Origin of the sequence: Pseudoalteromonas sp. SWYJZ98 (assembly GCF_015864495.1) — a bacterium.
Classification (GTDB): domain Bacteria; phylum Pseudomonadota; class Gammaproteobacteria; order Enterobacterales; family Alteromonadaceae; genus Pseudoalteromonas; species Pseudoalteromonas distincta.
On sequence record NZ_JADYXA010000055.1, the window covers coordinates 1 to 20,883 of the forward strand.

Genomic DNA, 20,883 nt, shown 5'->3' on the forward strand with positions numbered 1-20,883 from the left:
CACAGGGCGTGCATCTGTGAAAGTGTTATGGAAAGGATGGCTTAAGTTACAAGCCATCCTGGAAGGCTACGATTTAGCAAAATCTCTTGAGTCAGACTTGTGATCAAGAGACAGCTATAAGCGCCTTCTAGTTAGTTAAAACTTACTTGTAGTTTTCATAAATTTTATCAAGCGGCTCTGAAAGCCCACTTTCTTGCACTATACGTACATGCTTACGAGCCAACTCTCGTGCACTTGTTACACCGCATGAGTGAGCAATTAAACCGGCTCCGTAATGAATGTATTTATTATAGTTAGCTACTCGTTGCGCTTTATCAGCTACATTTAAGCCGCGTTGCAAACGCTCGTTATGCGTAGTGATCCCGGTCGGACAGGTATCTTTATTACATTGCATTGCCTGAATACAGCCCAGTGCAAACATATGACCACGAGCCGATACAACAAAATCAGCACCAAGCGCTAATGCCCATGCAACCTTTGAAGGGACGATTAATTTACCCGATGCAATAATTTTCACGCGATCTCGAAGCCCGTGCTTTTCAAGCATATTAACTACAAGCGGCAAGCTTTCGCGAAGAGGTAAACCCACCGAATCCATAAGCGGCTGCGGTGCAGCCCCCGTACCACCATCAGCACTATCAATTGTTATAAAATCGGGTGCCGACTCAATGCCACGATGATTTATTTCTGCAAATAACGTTTCTAACCAGGTGTAATCACCAATAACGGCTTTAAAGCCTGTTGGTTTTCCTGTGGCATTACGTACAGTGGCAATCATATCGAGAATGTCGGCTGGGTTTTTGATTTCAGGGTGTCCATTTGGGCTAATCGAATCTTGCCCTTCTGGAATACCCCTAATTTTAGCTATTTCGGCGTTAACTTTGCGCCCTGGTAACATACCGCCTTTACCTGGTTTTGCACCTTGGCTCATTTTTAGCTCGAACATTTTGACTTGTTCGTGAGCTGCTATTTCTTTAAGTTTTTCGGTGCTTAAGTTTCCATGCTCGTCTCGAGCACCATATTTAGCTGTACCAATTTGAAATACCAAATCGGCGCCACCTTCAAGGTGGTAAGGGCTTAAGCCCCCTTCACCTGTGTTCATCCAGCAACCCGCTAATTTAGCACCTTTTGATAAAGCGCGCACAGCAGGCTTTGAAAGCGCACCAAAGCTCATGCCCGACACATTAAATAACGAATTAGTGGTGTAAGGTGTTTTACAATACGGACCTAAAGTAACATTACTCGGGTCGAGTGCCTCTTCATCTAAAGTAGGAAAAGCACAGTTCATAAACATAACCGTACCCGTCACTTCTAAGCTTTGTGTTGAACCAAATGCAGCGGTGCGATCGACATCTTTTGCTGCGCGGTAAACCCAACTGCGCTCAGCGCGGTTAAATGGCATTTCTTCTCGATCGAGGGCAAAAAAGTATTGTCTGAAAAATTCACCTTGGCGTTCAAAAAAATATCGAAAGCGGCCAATTACTGGGTAGTTACGCCTAATAGCATGTTTTGTTTGTGTTATATCGCGAAAGTAGAAAATAATAACAGTAAGCACAATTAACCCAAGTGCGATAATAAAAATACTCGCAAATACGTCAATACTAAACATAATGAAATTGCTCATCTAAGGCCCCTTGATGGCTATATTTTTAAATAATACCTATTGCGTAGTATGTGAATATTTTGACGATTGAAGTCGCTAAAATAAACTACATTACTAGGTCTGTGGTATAAAAAAGGTGTTGCGGTCAAAATGACACAACACCTTTGTTTGTTCAAGGTTTATAAGCCCTACAAAGCTAATTTTGCAGCTTAGTTAACTCATTTTTTATATATAAACGTACCTGTGTTTCTAATACTGACAAGGGCACTGAACCATGGCGAAGAACCTGATGATGAAATTCGCGAATATCAAAATTTGGTCCAAGCGCTTGCTCTGCTTCAACACGTAAACGTTTAATAGTTAACTCACCAATTTTGTATGACAGTGCCTGAGCTGGCCAAGATATATAACGGTCAGTTTCTGTTTTAACATTATGCAGCGAAAGCGCGGTGTTCTCGCTCATAAAGTTCATAGCTCGCTCGCGGCTCCAGCCATACATGTGCATCCCTGTATCAACAACCAAACGTGCTGCTCGCCACATTTCATAAGTTAAGCGACCAAAACGGCTATATGGGTCTTGATAAAAGCCTGCCTCTAAACCTAAATATTCAGAGTAAAGCCCCCAACCTTCGCCAAATGCCGAAAGGTAAGCATCACGACGATAGCTCGGCAAATTTTCAAGCTCTGCATTAAGTGATATTTGTAAATGATGACCTGGCACTGCTTCGTGCAAAGTTAATGCTTCTAAAACATACAAAGGGCGCTTATCTAAAGCGTAAGTATTTACCCAGTAGTATCCAGCTTCATCATCTCGATTAGAGCCAGAATACCGACCTGTTGTGTATTTAGGGGCAATACTTGCGGGCACCGGTGCCACGCCATAAGGTTTGCGCGGTAAGGTATGAAATAACTTAGGCAGCTGTGCATCCATTTTTTTAGCAATGTAAGATGCTTCTTTCAAAAGTTGCTCAGGTGTTGTTGCGTAAAACTGTGGGTCAGTACGTAAAAAGTGAATAAACTCAGCAAATGAGCCTTTAAAGCCAACTTCTTTTATTACAGCTTCCATTTCACCTCGAATGCGAGCAACTTCTTTTAAGCCTAGCTCGTGGATCTCTTTTGGTGTCATGTCGGTAGTGGTGTAATGCTTAGCACGGTTTTTATAAAAAGCTTTGCCATTAGGGGTTTCTGAAATACCAATACTTGTGCGGGCGCCCGGTTGGTATTGCTCAGTAAAAAACGTTAAGTAGCTTTTATATGCTGGTATTACTTTATTTTTTAAAACAACTTTAGCTCGCTGTTGAAGTGCATAAAAGTCACTCTCACTTAAACTGGCAGTGTTAGCTAAAAACGGTTTATAAAATTCTGATTGAGTTACATCATCAACAATATAAGTACTTATGGAGTCTTCGTATCCTTCTAAAACTGCTTTTGGTTGGGTGAGACCTGTTTCGAGCCCTTTTTTCATCCAATATATATTTTGCTCAAAAAAGCGGGGGATTTGTGCTAAACGTGCAAGGTATGTATCTAAATCTTGCTCTTTTTTATATTGGGAACTGTTAACGATGTACGACAGACCGGAGTGAAAACCATACTCAGATGTAAGCGGCATGTAATGCGCATTAAACACATATTCGTCTACGCTATTTTGCACTTGGGCACGAATAATACTTAAGTTAATTTGATTTTCGTCACTAAGCTTAGTTGCATCTACGGCATCTAAGTCTGCTAATAATTGAGTATTACTTTTGTACTGCTCTGCTAGAAATTCTGGCGATAAATTGGCAAGTAAATAACCATCAACCCCTTTTGAACTGCTATAAGGGTTTATACTTTCTCTATATTGAACAATAGATTGTGCCACTTGAGTAAACTGCTCATTCGCGTTGGGTGTGGTTATTTGACATGCACTTAACGAACATAAAGCAGTTATGCCAAGAAGCGTTTGGCGAAGCGTTTTTGGTAAAAAAAGATTCATTATTATTTAACTTGATGATGCAATAGATTGCATAAAACTATCGTAGGCTAAAGAAATAGCAAGTAAATGAGACAAACTAGCATATTGAAATAATGCTACATACGTTAACAGAAGTAAAAACCAGCCGAATTGATGAGAAAAACAGCGATTGGGCTGCTAAAGTAAAATTTAAGTTCCCTAACTATCGTTTTTGCTTTTAAATAGCGCGGATAATGATTACTGTATAAAAAAATAATAAAAAGCTCGGACGCATAACCGCCTCATGGAATGAGATATTTTAAAATTTGCACTTATGCGTACTTAGTTGGTATTTAAAATGATGTTCCATGATTCCATGGCTATTGCACAAGAGAAGATGACTAAAGTGTGTGTGTTTTTAGAGCGCTATGCACTTTCTCCTACGCCGCTCAATTATCAAGTTGTTTATACCTATACTAGCCAAACTAACCTTGAGCTGAACAAAGCCTTAGACCGCGCTATTGCGGTTGAAGATAATATAGACAGTGTTTTAATTGAACAGCTCCATGCTGAATTTTTAAATACCGGTCACACAGAGCAAGTCAACATGATTCAAAATGTTGATGGTGTTATAAGTTCACTTTCTCAAAATTCTCAAGCTACTGAAAAACAGATAATTCGCTTTGCGGGTCAGGTGAGCGAATGCGTACATTCACTAGATGAGAACAACATAGAACAAAGCCGTCAAGCGCTTGAAGTACTTCATAATCAAACCGCCGAATTACTAAATCAACACAAGCAATTTAAGCAAGAACTAAGTAAAGCCAAACAACTACACGAAAAAACAAAAAAGCAGCTAAATCAACTTCGTAAACAACATATTATTGATAGCCAAACAGGGCTTTATAAACGCCATTATTTAACGCAACAAACTCAAGTATGGACTAATCAAAAAAAGTCTATTTGCGCCATTGCGATTCAAATAGATAACCTTGATCACTTTACTGAAAATTACGGTGATATAATTGGTGAAGTTATTTTGAATAAAGTAGCTAAACAAGTGCAAAAATATGTTTTTCAAAGTGGCTTGCCTGGCCGTACAGCTAAAGATCAATTTACTGTTTTACTCGCCGATATAGACCCAGAAACAGCCAATGTTATTGCTGAAAAAGTCCGAAATGGAGTCGAAAAGCTTCGCTTTGTTAGTTCAAAAACAGGGATTAAGTTACCTAGTATTGGCTTATCTCTAGGAATTGCTCAACATCTACAAGAAGATGATTTTAACCAGTTAGCTAAAAAAGCGTCTCATGCGGCTTTTAAAGCGCGGTCATTAGGGCAAAGTAGCTACACTGCAGGGCAATAAATTACCTGATAAATCATATTCAAATTGCACCTACTGCGTACAATAAAGTACACTAACCTCTATTGTCACGATAGAGATTAGTCATGAACGAAACCGAACAAAAGACCACGCATTTTGGTTATAAAACAGTAGCCGAGGGCGATAAAGCTTCTATGGTTGCAGATGTATTTCACTCAGTAGCTGCAAAATACGATGTAATGAATGATTTAATGTCTTTTGGTGTGCATCGTTTATGGAAACGTCAAACTATTGCAAGCTCAGGTGTTCGTAAAGGCCATCATGTACTCGATTTAGCCGGCGGCACTGGCGACTTAACGGCAAAATTTAGTCAACTAGTTGGCGAAACCGGTCAAGTTGTTTTGGGCGATATAAATTCATCTATGCTTAAGGTTGGTCGTGAAAAACTACATAATCTTGGCTTAGTAGGCAATATTGACTACGTACAAATGAATGCAGAAATGCTGCCATTTCCAGATAATAGCTTTGATGTGATCACTATTGCCTTTGGCTTACGTAACGTTACCGATAAAGACAAAGCATTACGATCTATGTACCGTATTTTAAAGCCAGGTGGCAGATTACTTGTTTTAGAGTTTTCAAAACCAGAGCATGACGTACTTAGTAAAGCTTACGATTTTTACTCATTTAATTTATTGCCAACAATGGGTAAGCTAGTTGCTAACGACAGTGAATCGTACAAGTATTTAGCTGAGTCTATTCGTATGCATCCAGATCAAGACACATTAAAAGCGATGATGGAAGATGCAGGCTTTGAACAAACAACATACCAAAACCTCACAGGCGGAATTGTTGCACTGCATCGTGGTTTTAAATATTAAGGCTAGCAGTTATGGCGCTTGAAAAAATAACCAAAAACAATAAAGGTGCAATGTCATCTGAGTTTTTTATGTTACCTAATTTTGTACTCTCGCTTATTGAGCGTGTACTAAATCAAGCGCTTAGCCTGGACCCACAATTATCTCAAAAGCTAAACGCCGTTAAACATAAGCGCTTAGTGGTTGAAATAAGAGATTGGCAACAAAGCATCCAACTCGTTTATAGTGCTGATCAATTACACTTATACAGCGCTCAAAGCAATGAAAACGCAGATTGTATGATCAGCGCAGATATAGACACACTTTTAGCGCTCAAAAACCCTGCAATGCTTACCCAATTAATTCGCCAAGATAAGCTCGACTTACAAGGCGATTTAAACATTGCGCAAACTTATAGCAATGCATTTTCAGGTATTGATATTGATTGGCCTGAACAACTTTCTAAATACATTGGCGATGCCCCCGCTCAGCAGTTATACCTGCATTTAAAAGAACTAAAACAAAAGAGCAGCAAAATCAATACTAAAATAAGTACCATGCTTACAAGTTTATGCCAAGATGAGCTCGCAATTACTATTCATCCATTAGAACTTGAGCAATTTAAACAAAAAAATAGAGAGCTCAAAGGACAAGTCGCTGCCGTTGAGCAACGCATTAACGCCCTCTTAAACTCTTTTTTACCTTCAAACACCCGCTAAGGATTTTTTGTGTCGACTGCACGTTTGTATAACATCACCAAAACGTTACTTAGCTATGGACTAGACGAGCTAATTCCAAAGCATAAAGTGCCTTGGTTTGGTAAAGTAGCCCGTGGCAGTTTATTTTGGCTGCGTAATCAGCACAAAGAAAAGCCGGCAGGGCTTCGTTTACGTTTAGCACTGCAAGAGCTGGGCCCCGTTTGGATCAAATTTGGTCAAATGCTTTCTACTCGTCGTGATTTGCTCCCTCATGATATCGCTTTAGAGCTTGCGTTTTTACAAGATCAAGTTCAACCATTTGAAGGCGAACTTGCACAGAAAATAATAGAAAAAGCGCTCGAAATTAACGATATAAGTGAATTATTTAGTGAGTTTTCACAAACTCCACTAGCTTCTGCATCTATAGCGCAAGTACATACAGCAAAACTTATTGATGAGCAGAGTATTGAGCAAGATGTCGTAATTAAGGTTATTAGACCCAATATTTATGAGCAAATTAATGCCGATTTAGCGCTAATGGAAAAGCTCGCAAAGGTACTTGCAAAAGTACATAACGAATCAAAACGCCTGCGCCCGGTTGAAGTAGTTAAAGAATATAAAAAAACACTCCTAGACGAGCTCGACTTAATGCGAGAAGGTGCCAACGGCATTCAACTAAAACGCAATTTTGAAGGCTCTGATTCATTATATATCCCTGCAGTTTACAGTGATTACAGCCGTAGCAATGTGCTGGTAATGGAGCGTATTTACGGCATACCCGTCTCTGATACCGATGCACTTATGGCGCAAAACACTAATATGAAATTACTTGCTGAGCGTGGCGTAGAAGTATTTTTTACGCAGGTGTTTAGAGACAGCTTTTTTCATGCCGACATGCATCCGGGTAATATTTTCGTCTCTCGAGAGCACCCTGAAAACCCAATGTATATCGGTATTGATTGCGGTATTGTTGGTACGTTAAGCAAAGAAGATAAACGCTATTTAGCTGAAAACTTTATCGCCTTTTTTAATCGTGATTATCGCCAAGTTGCACAACTACACGTTGATTCTGGTTGGGTACCACCAGATACTAGCATTGAAGAATTTGAATTTGCGATTCGCACAGTTTGCGAGCCTATATTTAATAAACCTTTGGCTGAAATTTCATTTGGGCACGTACTCGTAAATCTATTTAATACTGCACGTCGTTTTAACATGCAGGTACAGCCGCAATTAGTATTACTACAAAAAACTTTATTATACGTTGAAGGATTGGGGCGTCAGCTATACCCACAACTCGACTTATGGAAAACAGCTAAGCCCTTTTTAGAAGACTGGGTAAAGCAACAAGTTGGACCGCTATCAGTACTGAAGCAAATGTATGCTAACTTGCCATTTTGGGCTGAAAAAATGCCCGAGTTACCGGATCTAATTTACCAAAATTTAAAGCGTGCACCACACATTCAACCTCAAGAACAAAAGGTATCTCATAAACCTTTAATATTGAGTTTATTTGGTAGTGCTACAATGATTATGGCAACACTTTGTTATTTACAGCACGATTTAATAGCTGCAAGTCTTGCAATAAGCTTATCGGCTATTAGCTTTATAGCGGCATGGCGCAGCGCATAAACTGGGTGCTATTTGCGCTAGTGAGCGTATAATTAGTATTTAAAATAAACATTTAACCGTTTTATATATTGGAGAAAACCATGGGTTTTGGTGGTATTAGTATTTGGCAATTATTAATTGTTTTAGCGATCATAGTTTTACTTTTTGGCACAAAAAAACTACGCGGTATGGGTGGCGATATTGGGGGCGCTGTAAAGGGCTTCAAAAAAGCAATGTCGGATGATCAAATGAGCGAGAAAGAGAAATCCGAGCAAATTCAACAATCAGAAAAAAACACTGCTGACAACTCAACCGATACTGAAAAAAACAAAGATAACAATAAGGTTTAATTAGTATGGGCATGTGGGAACTTGTTGTTATTTTTATTGTTGGTTTAGTGGTGCTCGGCCCTGAGCGCTTACCTGTTGCGATTAGAACAGTGAGTAAATGGGTTAAAACCGCTAAATCACTTGCCAACTCAGTAAAAGCCGAAGTAAGTGAAGAACTTCGCATCCATGAGCTGCACGAAAACCTTAAAAAAGCAGAACAGCAAGAATTAAAAGATTTAAGCCCTGAGTTACAAAGCTCACTAACAGAGCTACAAAAAGCGGCTGAATCAGTTACTCACAGCTACAAGAAACAACAATCTGATACATCAAATAACCAACAACTTGATGAGAAAAAGTGAAATTTATTTCTCACTTTGTGGTCAACTTACTACATGGTATAAAAAATAATGGCTGAGGAAGTAAAATCAGGGTTTGTAGCTCATTTAATTGAGTTGCGTGATCGGCTAATAAAAGCGCTATTGAGCATTTTATTATTTTTTATCGCGCTGTTTTATTTTAAAGATGATATTTACGAACTTATAGCTGCACCATTAGTAGTTCATTTACCTAATGGCGCGACCATGATAGCTATAAATGTGAGTGACCCTTTTATAGTCCCTATGATGCTTACTTTTTTTGTTGCGGCTTTATTATCTACTCCATGGATACTTCATCAAATTTGGGGGTTTATAGCTCCTGGCTTGTACCAGAATGAAAAGAAAATGCTAATACCTATACTAATCTCAAGCGTTGTCTTGTTTTATGGGGGTATCGCTTTTTGCTACTTTGCAGTACTACCAATTATATTAGGTTTTTTTACAAGTACAGGTCCCGAAATGATGACTCTAGCACCCGATATCGCTAGCTATCTAGGATTTGTATTAAAATTGTTTTTTGCATTTGGCGTCGCTTTCGAAATTCCTGTGGCTATTATGTTGCTATGCTGGAGTGGCGCAACAACAACAAAAAGCTTAAAAGAAAAGCGCCCTTATATCGTCGTGGGTGTTTTTGTAGTCGCGATGTTTTTAACACCGCCTGATGTATTATCACAAACATTGCTAGCATTTCCGATGCTTCTTCTGTTTGAACTAGGTCTAATTTTAGCAAAGTTTTATACCGCTAAACCACAAAAAGAATCTGAGGAATAAAATGAAAAAACAACTACTCTCACTATTGGTTTTATTAAGCGCACCGACTTTTGCTGCGCAAACAGAGTTTAATACTCAAGCGTTACAGGCATGTAGCTTTATTGAAAACGATTTTAACCGCTTACTTTGTTACGACAATACAATCGCGGGTAAGTCACTAGTTAAGCCATCAGTAACAAAAACACTTACCCCGCCTAAAGAATCTTCTAATGTACCCGTTGCGGCTATAGCGCCAGCAACAACTACTGAAGATTTTGGCTTAGAACATAAAGAAATCACAAAAGATAAAAACGAAAACATCACTGCGCTTGTTTTATCAGTTGACGAGGCACCGTATGGCGAGCTCATTATCAGCCTTGACAACAACCAAGAGTGGCGTCAAATTGGCTCAGACAGCCTTAAATTAAAAGAGTCTGATACAGTTACCATTAGCCGAGGTGTATTTAACTCATTTTTGCTGCATAAAGAAGGGCAAAACCGCTCTATTCGCGTTAAACGTACTAAGTAATGTCATATACGTTAATTGATGCTGGAGTTAACTTAACTAATCATCAATTTGATGAGCAGCATCACGATGTAATTACCCGTGCCAATGAAGCGGGTGTTACAAATATGCTTATTATTGGTTGTGATATTGCAAGCAGTCAGCAATCACTTGATCTTGCAACAAAGCATCTTCAATATTCTACGGCGGGTATTCACCCGCATGATGCAAAATCAGCCACTAATGAACTAGAAGCACAACTAACTATACTTGCAAATAATAAGCATGTTATTGCTATTGGTGAGTGCGGTCTTGATTATAACCGCGACTTTTCGCCTCGCGATGTACAGCGCAGTGTTTTTAGGCGCCAATTAGCACTTGCTGAAAAATTAGATTTACCTGTTTACTTGCATGAGCGTGATGCAAGTGACGACATGTTAAGTATATTAAAAGAGTTTAATATTCGCGGTGTACTCCACTGCTTTACGGGTAACTCAGCAGCTCTAAAGCAATATTTAGATTTAGGTCTATATATTGGTATAACGGGTTGGGTATGTGATGAAAGGCGTAGAAAAGATTTACAACTGCTAGTGCCTAGCATTCCTCTAGATCGATTATTAATAGAAACTGATGCACCATTTTTAATTCCACGAACAGTTAAGCCAAAACCTAAATCACGTAAAAATGAACCTGCCCTGCTTCCTTATATCTGTCGAACGGTTGCACAACTTTATAAAATAGATGAAGAAGTTGTGGCCCGTAAAACTACAGAAAACTTTCACCGTGTTTTTGGTTTAGAAGATCGTTAATGGCCTATGCAAAGGCACTTTTAAGCCTATTAGTATTCCTTTTCACTTTTTGCTCTTTCGCAAACCCAGTAATAATAAAACACGATTTTAACTCTCAAAACATTAATAACCTGTATTACTCTTTTGAACCAACGTCGCTATTAAGCGCACAACAAAGTAGCCATATACAGTGGCAAAAAAACACAGGAAAACCCCTTAATTTAGGACTAGAGCAGCGTCCTGTATGGATAAAATTTAAAATAAAAAACACACTTAGTTATAATACTGAGCAAATATTGTCACTAAACAATCCTTTGCTAAACCACGTTCAAGTATATCAATTACATAACTCGCAATTACTTTCTTATACTCAAATTGGTGATGCCTACCCCTTATATAAGCGCAAAATTAAAAGTGAGTCTTTATTAGTTAAACTGCTCAGCCCTGCAAATAGCGAAACGCTTATTATAATGAAAGTGGCGAATAGTTCAGGCTTGCGAGTCCCTTTAACACTGTGGCAACCAGAAGCTTATTTGGCACACAAAGGAAAACTCAATTTACTCTATGGCTTATTGATTGGTTTTATATTTTCTTTGGGTGTGAGTTGCATAGTTTTATATGGTTTTTCACGTAAAGGTTATTTTGTTTATGCTGGGGTTATATCTCTCACATTAGGTAGTGTATTAGCCTACCTTTGTGGTTTTGGCTTAAGGTACGTTCATCCTAATTTGCCTGCATTACAGCAAGTTATGATCCCTATATTACTTATGCTTATCACTTTAATGTTTTTGCCTTTGCAGAAGCAAGTTTGCCATCCCAGGCCCTCTCTTCTGCTAACTATTCAAAAAGTTGTAGTTAACGCTTTAGCCATTTCGTTATTATTTATTTGGCTACTTCCAAACAACATAGTTACATTATTTTGTTTAATCACTACTCCAATCGTTTTAGGCTTTTATATTGTAACTACGTTTATGTGCGTGCGTTTAACGCCTTCTAAACCAAACAAAGCACTATTACTTGTATTGGTTTTTTTCTTGGTGGTAATGCTTTATTTTACTGTTGCAGTAATGGGCCTATACGCCTTTGACAGAAGTACGCTCGCATTTGTATTTGCATGCTTTTTTGGTTACACTTTTTGCTTATGCTACAGCGTAATGAAGTTATTTATTTTACAACGCGATGAAGAAGTGATTGCCCAACAGACCTTGATTGCTGAAAACACAGCACAAGATACACTACTTAAAGAGCGCTTAAAATTACAAGAAAAAACTCGCCAAGAACTTGAATCCCAGGTGGACGAACGCACCTTTGAATTACAAGTAACGCTTAGAGAGCTTGAAGAAAAAAACCGCTCACTTGAGTTACTAAATACTGAAGACGCATTGACTGGAATAAAAAACAGACGCTTTTTTGATAAAAAACTGGTAATGGAGCTTCGTCGCTCTCGTCGAGAACAAACGCCGCTTAGCATTGTTATGCTTGATATAGATCGATTTAAAAATATCAACGACACGTACGGCCATATCATTGGCGATCAAGTTATTAAAGCAGTTTCTGACCTTATAAAAGACCATTTAAAACGACCACTCGATGAAGTTGCCCGTTATGGCGGTGAAGAATTTGTTGTGCTATTACCTAATACCCCTAGTGAAGGCGCACAAGACATAGCTGAAAAAATACGAGCTGATATCTCAGTAAGTACTGTAACGGTTGCCAATAATGATATTCAATTTACTATTAGCGCTGGTGTATACACCAGTATTGCTGATGATGTTAGCAACCCTCAAATTTTTACTGAGTGCGCCGACAGAGCACTTTATTACGCAAAGCAGCATGGCCGTAATCAAGTAATCACTTTTCCATTACCACAGTAGGAGCATATTAATATGGCCCAATCAGGATTAGACCTTTTTCCATATACTCGCATGCGCAGAATGCGCCGCAGCGACTTTTCTCGCCGCTTAATGGCTGAAAACCAGCTTAGCGTAAATGATTTAATTTACCCTGTATTTGTACTTGATGGTAAAAATCGCCGCGAGGTAATTGAATCAATGCCTGGTATTGAGCGCCTATCAATTGATTTACTGCTTGTTGAAGCAAAAGAACTCGTTGAACTTGGCGTACCTGCCGTTGCTATTTTTCCAGTAACACCTGCGGATAAAAAATCATTATTTGCCGAAGAAGCATATAACGATGATGGCTTAGCACAACGCACCGTAAGAGCGTTAAAAGAAGCTTTTCCTGAGTTGGGTGTGATTACTGATGTAGCACTTGACCCTTTCACTACGCATGGCCAAGACGGTATTATTGATGATTCAGGTTATGTTATTAATGATGTCACTACTGAAATTTTAGTTAAACAAGCACTTTCCCATGCAGAAGCTGGTGCTGATGTTGTTGCCCCTTCTGATATGATGGATGGTCGTATTGGCGCTATTCGCGAAGCACTTGAAGCTGATGGGTTTATTCATACTCGAATTATGGCCTACTCAGCTAAATACGCATCTAGCTACTATGGCCCATTTAGAGATGCTGTAGGCTCTGCTGGTAACTTAAAAGGTGCTGATAAAAAAACTTACCAAATGGATCCAGCAAACTCTGATGAAGCAATACGTGAAGTCGCATTAGACTTACAAGAAGGCGCCGATATGGTTATGGTAAAGCCCGGTATGCCTTATTTAGATATTGTACGGCGTGTTAAAGACGAATTTGGTGTACCTACTTTCGCATATCAGGTAAGTGGCGAGTATGCAATGCACAAAGCAGCAATTGATAACGGTTGGTTAAGTGAAGAAGCTACAATAATGGAATCTTTACTTGCATTTAAGCGTGCAGGAGCCGATGGAATATTAACCTACTTTGCTAAGCAAGCCGCAAAATATCTAGCTAAAAAGTAATTTTTTATTAAAAGGCGGTTAAACCGCCTTTCATTTACATTCGTTTACATTTTTGTATTATTTCCGTCATATTTATTCTCTAAACTGGTGTCCCATTTTGGGATTAATACACGGGAATAATAAAAAAATGTTTAAAACAAAAATAACACCACTCGCACTTGTTATAGCAAGTCTCAGTGCACCAGCATCCGCTGATCTAATCATTTCAGAATATATAGAGGGAAGCAGTAATAATAAAGCAATCGAGCTTTATAATAATGCTGATACGGAGCTTTCTCTTGAAGGTTATACTTTAGGACTCTATTCAAATGGTAGCAGTTCGATTGGCAACTCGATTGATTTAACAGGAACATTGGCCGCCAATACCACCTACATTATTTCAAACCCCAGTGCAGCAGCTGCAATACTTGATATTGCAGATGAAACCAGCACAGTAACCTACTATAACGGTGATGATGCCCTTGTTTTAACTAAAGACGGTGTAATTGTTGATAGTTTTGGTCAAGTTGGTGTTGATCCGGGTTCAGAGTGGTCTGAAGGGGGTGTAACTACGGTTAACAAAACGCTGCGAAGAAAGGATAGCATTACCACAGGCCGAACTGACTCGACAGCCATTTTTGATCCTAGCGAAGAATGGGAACAGTTTGATATTGACACCTTTGATGGATTAGGTTCACACACAGGAAACGGCGGTACCGCTCCTGTGCCAGACCCTGAACCAGAGCCACTTGAACCACTAGTTTGTGGTGCAGAAAAAACACTAATAAATGCTATTCAAGGTGACGGCTCTGCTAGCCCACTTGTAGGTACACTAGTAGAGTTTGAAGGTGTTGTAAGCGCCGATTTTCAAGGTGATGAACAATTAAAAGGCTTTTTTGTTAACTCACTGGCTGCTGATATAGATGCAAATCCACTTACCTCTGAAGGTGTATTTGTGTATTTTGCAGATACTGACGTGAATGTAGGCGACCATGTACGTGTACAAGGTACTGTTGAAGAATATTTTGATGCAACACAAATTGGCAGTGTTAGCCAAGTTGCGGTGTGTGGCACTGGTTTAGCTGCAGCAGCTACAAAAATCACTTTACCTTTAGCTAATGCAACTGATTTAGAAGCTTTTGAAGGTATGTTAGTTACATTAGAACAACCATTAGTAGTGACTAATAACTTTGGTCTTGGTCGATATGGTGAAGTTGAATTAGCAACAGAGCGCTTGTACCAAGGTACCCAGGTTGCGTTACCTGGCGATGCTGCTAATGCAGTTGAAACTGAAAATCTACTTAAAAAGATTTTAATAGATGATGGCTCTACAGTACAAAACTTAGACCCTACAGCTTATCCAACTCCAGGCTTATCGGCAGAAAATACATTACGAACTGGCGATACTGTTAATACTGTTACAGGAGCACTTGCTTATAGCTTTAGCCTTTACAGAATTCATCCAACTTTAGCGCCTTCGTTTATTGCAACAAATGCACGTGAAGATGCGCCTGAACTTAATGCTGAAGCAGATTTACGTGTAGCTAGCTTTAACGTACTTAATTACTTCAATGGTGATGGCCAAGGCGGAGGGTTCCCTACATCTCGAGGTGCAGATACTGAAGCTGAATTTATTCGTCAAGAAGCTAAAATTGTAAGTGCCATTAGCGCTATTGAAGCCGATGTTGTTGGTTTAATGGAAATTGAGAATGATGGCTTTGGCGAATTTAGTGCAATTGCTAGCTTAGTAGATGCATTAAATGATGCAGATAGTGCTAACAACTATGCATTTGTTGATTTTAACGTAGATCAAATTGGTACCGATGCAATTACTACCGCACTTATCTATCGTGCTAACAAAGTAGAAGAAGTAGGCACTGCAGCCATTACAACTGAGGCTCCATTTGATTTTAGTAACCGTGCTCCAATTGCACAAAGCTTTAAATCAATAGAAACTGATGAAGTATTTACTGTTGCTGTGTCACATCTTAAATCTAAAAGTTGTGGTAGTGCTTCTGGAAATAATGCAGATTTAGGTGATGGCCAAGGCTGTTGGAATGAAATACGCACGCAAGGTGCTAATGCATTCGCAGATTGGCTTGATAGCAAACCAACCGGTGTTGATGACGAAGATACTATTTTAGTCGGCGATATGAATGCTTACGCAATGGAAGATCCAATACGTGCATTTGCTGATAAAGGCTACAAAAATGTAGTTGCTGAAATTGATGGTGATACACTTGGTTATTCTTATAGCTTTTCTGGTCGTGCAGGAAGTTTAGACCATGCAGTAGCTACACAATCATTACTTAGCAAAGTTGTCGCTGCAACAGATTGGCATATCAACGCAGATGAACCTATTTCACTTGATTACAATGTAGAGTTTAAAAGCGAAGGTCAACAATCTAGCTTGTACTCTGAAAGTGCATACCGCGCATCAGATCATGACCCTGTGATTATTGATATTAAATCTGAAATTACTTTAACGCCTGAAGAGCAAACGCCAGTTATTAAAGCTGATCAAGTTTTTGCAGTCGATGAAAACAGCGCAATTGGCACAATTATCGGCACGCTCGATTTTAGTGATCCAAATGCCGATGAATCACCTGTTGTGAAATTTATTACATCTGATAATGACAGCGTTTCTATTAACAATGAGGGGCAGTTAATTGTTGCTGGAGAGATTGATTACGAATTCGAAAATCGTATTACTTTAACAGTACAAGCTCAAGATAGTGCTGGTAACTTATCAAACATTGAAAAAGTAGCCGTTAAGGTAAATAACTTACGCTCAGATGATGATAATGATGCAGGTTCATTACTATGGTTATCACTTCTTTTAGCACCACTATCAATAGTGCGTCGATTTAAAAAGAAATAATTAAGTTAAATCTAAACATATAAAAAGCCGCTTTTGCGGCTTTTTTATTTTATACAAATGTAATTCAGACAAGCTTCATTAAACTCCCCGTAATATGTTCATACGATTAGTGAGTCTTCTACTACTTAATAAGCAACAACTACATAAGATTGAGTGAATTTTACACAGCAAAAACCTCGGTGACTTATGTATATTGGTTTTTCCCATTGAAAAATATGAACTTTTATAAGGGTTCACATTTTGCTTTAAGTAAATTAGAAGATACTTACAAAACAAAATCAATATTTACCCTAAACGTAAAAATAAGTCGTGTTTTTATAAAGGAATGAGAATGAAACAACTAACCCAAAACTTGCCTAAATGGCAAAAAAAATCAGCACCACTACTGGGTCTACTTATTATTTTTTCGACTTGGGGTAATAGCAACCAAGCGATTGCTGCAACTGTTGATGTAGCAATTCCACAAAGTAGCTTATTTGATGTAATTAGCGCTCGCGCTAAAAAGTTAGCAAGCGAAGAATATGTGGCACCTAAAAACATCGAGCTTGAAGCACTAAATAATATTGATTATCAAGACTACCGTTCAATTCGATTTAAAAAAGACAAAGCGGTATGGAAAGATGAAGGCTTGTACGAGCTGCAATTATTCCACCCTGGTTTTTTATATAAAACCCCCGTAACAATAAATACTGTTGATAGCGACTCTAAACGTAGCCGCTTACCTTTCAGCACCGACTTTTACCAATACGATGGCACTGCTGCACCACTACAAGAAGAAATAGCTAAAAGTGTGGCGGGCACTCAACTAGGCCATGCTGGATTTCGCTTACATTACCCATTAAATACTAACGAGTATAAAGACGAAGTAATGGTATTTCAGGGAGCATCGTATTTTAGAGTCGTTGGCCCTCAACAAGTTTATGGCTTATCAGCAAGAGGCCTTGCCATTGATACTGCTGAAAATTCGGGTGAAGAATTTCCAATGTTCAAAGAGTTTTGGTTAGTTAAACCAAAGCCAGAGCAAACACAAATCACCATTTTTGCATTGTTGGATAGTCCATCTATTTCTGGTGCGTACAAATTTAGCGTCGACCCTACAACTAATATGCTAGTTGATGTTGATATGCAGATTTTTGCGCGTAAAGATATTAAAAAACTAGGTGTAGCACCATTAACGAGTATGTTTTATCACGGCGAAAACAGCACCAAATTTTTTGATGACTATCGCCCTGAAGTTCATGACTCGGATGGCCTATTAACTCAATCTGCTGATGACAAGTGGGTATGGCGTCCTCTTAACAACCCATCACAACTCAGCGTTACTTCATTTTCGTACAATAACCCAAAAGGTTTTGGGTTAGCTCAACGAGACCGAGACTTTAATAACTATCTAGACACAGAAGCACATTACCACGACCGCCCTAGCCTATGGATTGAACCACAAGGTGAGTGGGGAAATGGTCGTGTAGAGCTTGTAGAAATACCGACTGATACAGAAACTAACGACAATATCGTAAGTTACTGGGTACCAGAAAAACCAATGAAGGCCGGAGATTCATTAAAATTAAGCTACAAAATGACCACCTTTAATTCAGTTTTAACTCAGCACGAGAAAGCACGTGTACTACGTACAAGAATTGGTAGCGCCGCTTTACCAGGTGAGGACAACCCACCACCAAAAAGCCACCGCCAATTTACTGTTGATTTTACTGGTTCAGAAATAAATCAACTGTCTAAACAGTTAAAACTAGATGCCGATATTCAACTTACAACAGGCGAAGTAACCGACGTGAATGTACAAAAACTTCCGGATTCACGTGGATGGCGTGTAGCCTTTAAAATTGCACCACAGGACGATCAACCCGTTGATATGCGTTTATCGTTAAAACTACGTGACAAAGAAATTAGCGAGGTATGGAGCTATGTTTGGTACCCAAATGACATCAAGTAATAAAGGTAGGGGCACTCCAATGCCATTCAAAACACTAAGAGTATGGCTATTTGCCATTGCGGCACTTGGCACATCTGGCTACGGCATATCTATTATGTTTGAGATTTTAAGCTCAAACGGTATGACATTACTTGAGTATGCCCTTTTAGTATTATTCTCAATCACATTTACTTGGATTGTAACGGCTTTTTGTAGTGGCACAATCGGCTTTGTACTACAGTTGTTTCGAATTGACCCGCTTACGTTAAAACGTATTAAACCAATTGAGTTCAATAACGAGGCAATTAACGCTCAGAAAACCGCCGTTGTAATGCCTATTTATAACGAAGATACCCACCGTGTTATCGCGGGCTTTGAAGTAAGTCTACAATCGTTAAAAGAAACTGGTCAGCTTGATAATTTTGATTTTTATTTATTAAGCGATACACAAGACCCTCAAATAGTTAAAAACGAGCTAAGTGCATGGCATGCATTGTGCGAACGTTTAGGGGATACAGCAAAGCATGTTTTTTATCGTCGTCGCGAAGATAACAAACACCGCAAAGTAGGTAACCTAACCGACTTTTGTGAGCGCTGGGGAAGTAATTACGACCATATGATTGTGCTTGATGCAGATAGCGTAATGACCGGTAAATGTATGTTAGAACTTACTACAAGCATGCTAAACAACCCACAAGCAGGCCTGATCCAAACGATTCCAATACCTGTTCGTCAAGATACCTTTTTTGGTCGTTTTTTACAGTTTGCGTCAGTGCTATATAGCCCAATGCTCGCTACTGGCTCAGCATTTTGGCAAACAGATAAAGCCAATTACTGGGGTCATAATGCAATCATTAGAGTTGAAGCATTTATAACGTGCTGTGGCTTGCCAACACTCAAAGGTAACGCACCTTTTGGCGGTGAGATTTTAAGTCATGACTTTGTAGAAGCATCACTACTTCATAGTGCAGGTTGGGATGTACTATTACTATCAGACATTGAAGGCAGCTACGAAGAAGTACCAAGTAATATTCTAGATTATGCTGTACGCGATAGACGCTGGGTACAAGGTAATATTCAGCACTTAGGTTTACTATCGTCATCTAAATTAAAATTAATGAGTAAGCTGCACTTTCTATTAGGTGCAACCGCTTATATTTCATCACTAATTTGGCTCTCAATGCTAGCGCTAAGTACTATTGATGCAGTAACGCGCGCATTAAATAGTGATGTGTACTTTAACCGTGTTTATCAATTATTTCCTACATGGCAAATAGCTAAAACCGATCTTATTGATTCACTCTTGTATTTAACTATTGTTATTTTATTAATGCCTAAATTAATGGGCGTAATAGTCACCCTAATACATAGAAACAAACGCTTTGGTGGTTCAATTAAGCTCATACTAGGTTCAATCATTGAAACCGTATTTGCTATTATTGTTGCGCCATTAATGATGGTATTTCATGCTTACTTTGTGCTTTGCGTATTTTTAGGTAAAAAAGTGAAGTGGGATGCACAACCGCGCGAAGGTCGTATGGTCCCGTGGAAAGAAGCGTTTGGTTATACGTTATTCTCTACTATTGTGGCTATAGCATGGGGTAGCACAGCCTACTACTTCACACCTGTATTCTTTTGGTGGCTATCACCTATATTATTAGGCTTAGTATTAGGTGCTCCAATTATCCGTTATACCAGTAGTATCAAACTCGGCGTACAACTAAGAAAGTTAGGTATATTTATTTGCCCTAGTGAAGTTGATAACGACTCAACTCTAGAGGCGCTTAAAGTACATCTAAAAGAGATTTCCGTGCCAGAGGAAGGAAATTACCCACAAACAATTCCGGCACTGCCACAAGAGCATATGGTATCAATGCCTATACAATCTTTTAAAAAGCCACGCAGGCTAAAGATGAAAGCGCTAAAAGCTAAGGCTATAAAAAGTTTAATTAGCGCGTTATAAAATAAAAACAAAAAAGGAGCAATTAATTGCTCCTTTTTTCTATCTAAATTAAAAAATCATGCGCTGCATTTGCCGCTAATATTTTCTACTTTTTTAGCTAACTTATTACAGTACATTTTAGAAATAGCTGATTACATTTCATCATCAAGTTGCCAGTTATAAAAATGAAAAACCTTACCATTCTCCAGTTCTACTTAAAAATAGTGAAAAGAAAAAACGAGCTAAATGATACAACAGTAATTTCCTCACTATTGATATAACGCTCTGTGCATATACGTGTATTGCAAACCCCTTTTTTGTAACTATATATATAAATTGCTCTAGTACCTTTTTATTAATTCGCGGATTCAAACCTGAAGTGCATAACGTTTAGGCGGCTTTAGCCGCCAAGTGATCCTGCATCAATTTTGCAGGCGTTTCAAATCCAAGTGTCTTCCTCGGACGATTATTAAGTTGCTCCA

General features: G+C 38.8%; 16 protein-coding genes. 14 read left to right on the forward strand and 2 right to left on the reverse strand.

The window, feature by feature from the left end:
• Window positions 1–142: 142 nt before the first annotated feature.
• Together I6F10_RS18485 and I6F10_RS18490 are read right to left on the reverse strand one after the other, a co-directional pair.
• Window positions 143–1,624 carry an FMN-binding glutamate synthase family protein gene (locus I6F10_RS18485; protein ID WP_138489912.1) on the reverse strand — a complete coding sequence of 494 codons (1,482 nt, stop codon included), beginning with the start codon at window positions 1,622–1,624 and terminating at the stop codon, window positions 143–145.
• Between the two features lie 175 nt (window positions 1,625–1,799).
• On the reverse strand, window positions 1,800–3,578 hold the full coding sequence (locus tag I6F10_RS18490; protein ID WP_165744796.1) for a DUF885 domain-containing protein: 1,779 nt from the start codon (window positions 3,576–3,578) through the stop codon (window positions 1,800–1,802).
• 334 nt (window positions 3,579–3,912) lie between these two features.
• On the opposite strand from I6F10_RS18490, the gene I6F10_RS18495 reads away from it, so the two are divergent.
• The 14 genes from I6F10_RS18495 (at window position 3,913) to mdoH (ending at window position 20,422) form a co-directional block, all read left to right on the forward strand.
• Window positions 3,913–4,899 carry a GGDEF domain-containing protein gene (locus I6F10_RS18495; protein WP_004334947.1) on the forward strand — a complete coding sequence of 329 codons (987 nt, stop codon included), beginning with the start codon at window positions 3,913–3,915 and terminating at the stop codon, window positions 4,897–4,899.
• An 83-nt stretch (window positions 4,900–4,982) separates the two neighbouring features.
• Complete coding sequence (ubiE, locus tag I6F10_RS18500; protein WP_024597074.1) at window positions 4,983–5,738, forward strand: bifunctional demethylmenaquinone methyltransferase/2-methoxy-6-polyprenyl-1,4-benzoquinol methylase UbiE; 756 nt, start codon at window positions 4,983–4,985, stop codon at window positions 5,736–5,738.
• 11 nt (window positions 5,739–5,749) lie between these two features.
• Complete coding sequence (locus tag I6F10_RS18505) at window positions 5,750–6,433, forward strand: ubiquinone biosynthesis accessory factor UbiJ (RefSeq protein ID WP_165744798.1); 684 nt, start codon at window positions 5,750–5,752, stop codon at window positions 6,431–6,433.
• Window positions 6,434–6,442: 9 nt separating this feature from the next.
• On the forward strand, window positions 6,443–8,044 hold the full coding sequence (ubiB, locus tag I6F10_RS18510) for a ubiquinone biosynthesis regulatory protein kinase UbiB (protein WP_165744800.1): 1,602 nt from the start codon (window positions 6,443–6,445) through the stop codon (window positions 8,042–8,044).
• 80 nt (window positions 8,045–8,124) lie between these two features.
• Window positions 8,125–8,373, forward strand: coding sequence for a Sec-independent protein translocase subunit TatA (gene tatA / locus I6F10_RS18515; RefSeq protein WP_004334954.1), 249 nt, complete (start codon window positions 8,125–8,127; stop codon window positions 8,371–8,373).
• A 5-nt stretch (window positions 8,374–8,378) separates the two neighbouring features.
• Window positions 8,379–8,711 (forward strand): Sec-independent protein translocase protein TatB, encoded by a 333-nt coding sequence (gene tatB / locus I6F10_RS18520; RefSeq protein ID WP_024597077.1) that lies wholly within the window; start codon window positions 8,379–8,381, stop codon window positions 8,709–8,711.
• A 48-nt stretch (window positions 8,712–8,759) separates the two neighbouring features.
• Complete coding sequence (tatC, locus tag I6F10_RS18525; protein WP_024604418.1) at window positions 8,760–9,500, forward strand: twin-arginine translocase subunit TatC; 741 nt, start codon at window positions 8,760–8,762, stop codon at window positions 9,498–9,500.
• Window position 9,501: 1 nt separating this feature from the next.
• Complete coding sequence (locus tag I6F10_RS18530) at window positions 9,502–10,008, forward strand: hypothetical protein (protein ID WP_024604419.1); 507 nt, start codon at window positions 9,502–9,504, stop codon at window positions 10,006–10,008.
• Entirely contained in the window at window positions 10,008–10,793 is a 786-nt protein-coding gene (locus I6F10_RS18535) for a TatD family hydrolase (protein ID WP_165744802.1), read from the forward strand. Before I6F10_RS18530 ends, I6F10_RS18535 begins: the two co-directional genes overlap by 1 nt.
• The gene (locus I6F10_RS18540; protein ID WP_165744804.1) at window positions 10,793–12,646 is read left to right on the forward strand and encodes a sensor domain-containing diguanylate cyclase; all 1,854 of its coding nucleotides are present in this window, start codon (window positions 10,793–10,795) and stop codon (window positions 12,644–12,646) included. Before I6F10_RS18535 ends, I6F10_RS18540 begins: the two co-directional genes overlap by 1 nt.
• A gap of 12 nt (window positions 12,647–12,658) precedes the next feature.
• Window positions 12,659–13,669: a porphobilinogen synthase gene (gene hemB / locus I6F10_RS18545; RefSeq protein ID WP_024597079.1), complete on the forward strand. Its 1,011-nt coding sequence runs from the start codon at window positions 12,659–12,661 to the stop codon at window positions 13,667–13,669.
• 127 nt (window positions 13,670–13,796) lie between these two features.
• The gene (locus I6F10_RS18550; protein WP_197099233.1) at window positions 13,797–16,529 is read left to right on the forward strand and encodes an ExeM/NucH family extracellular endonuclease; all 2,733 of its coding nucleotides are present in this window, start codon (window positions 13,797–13,799) and stop codon (window positions 16,527–16,529) included.
• Window positions 16,530–16,860: 331 nt separating this feature from the next.
• On the forward strand, window positions 16,861–18,480 hold the full coding sequence (locus I6F10_RS18555) for a glucan biosynthesis protein (protein ID WP_004334974.1): 1,620 nt from the start codon (window positions 16,861–16,863) through the stop codon (window positions 18,478–18,480).
• A complete protein-coding gene (gene mdoH, locus I6F10_RS18560) occupies window positions 18,452–20,422 on the forward strand; it encodes a glucans biosynthesis glucosyltransferase MdoH (protein ID WP_197099234.1) in 1,971 nt (656 codons plus the stop codon). Before I6F10_RS18555 ends, mdoH begins: the two co-directional genes overlap by 29 nt.
• Window positions 20,423–20,883: the final 461 nt, after the last annotated feature.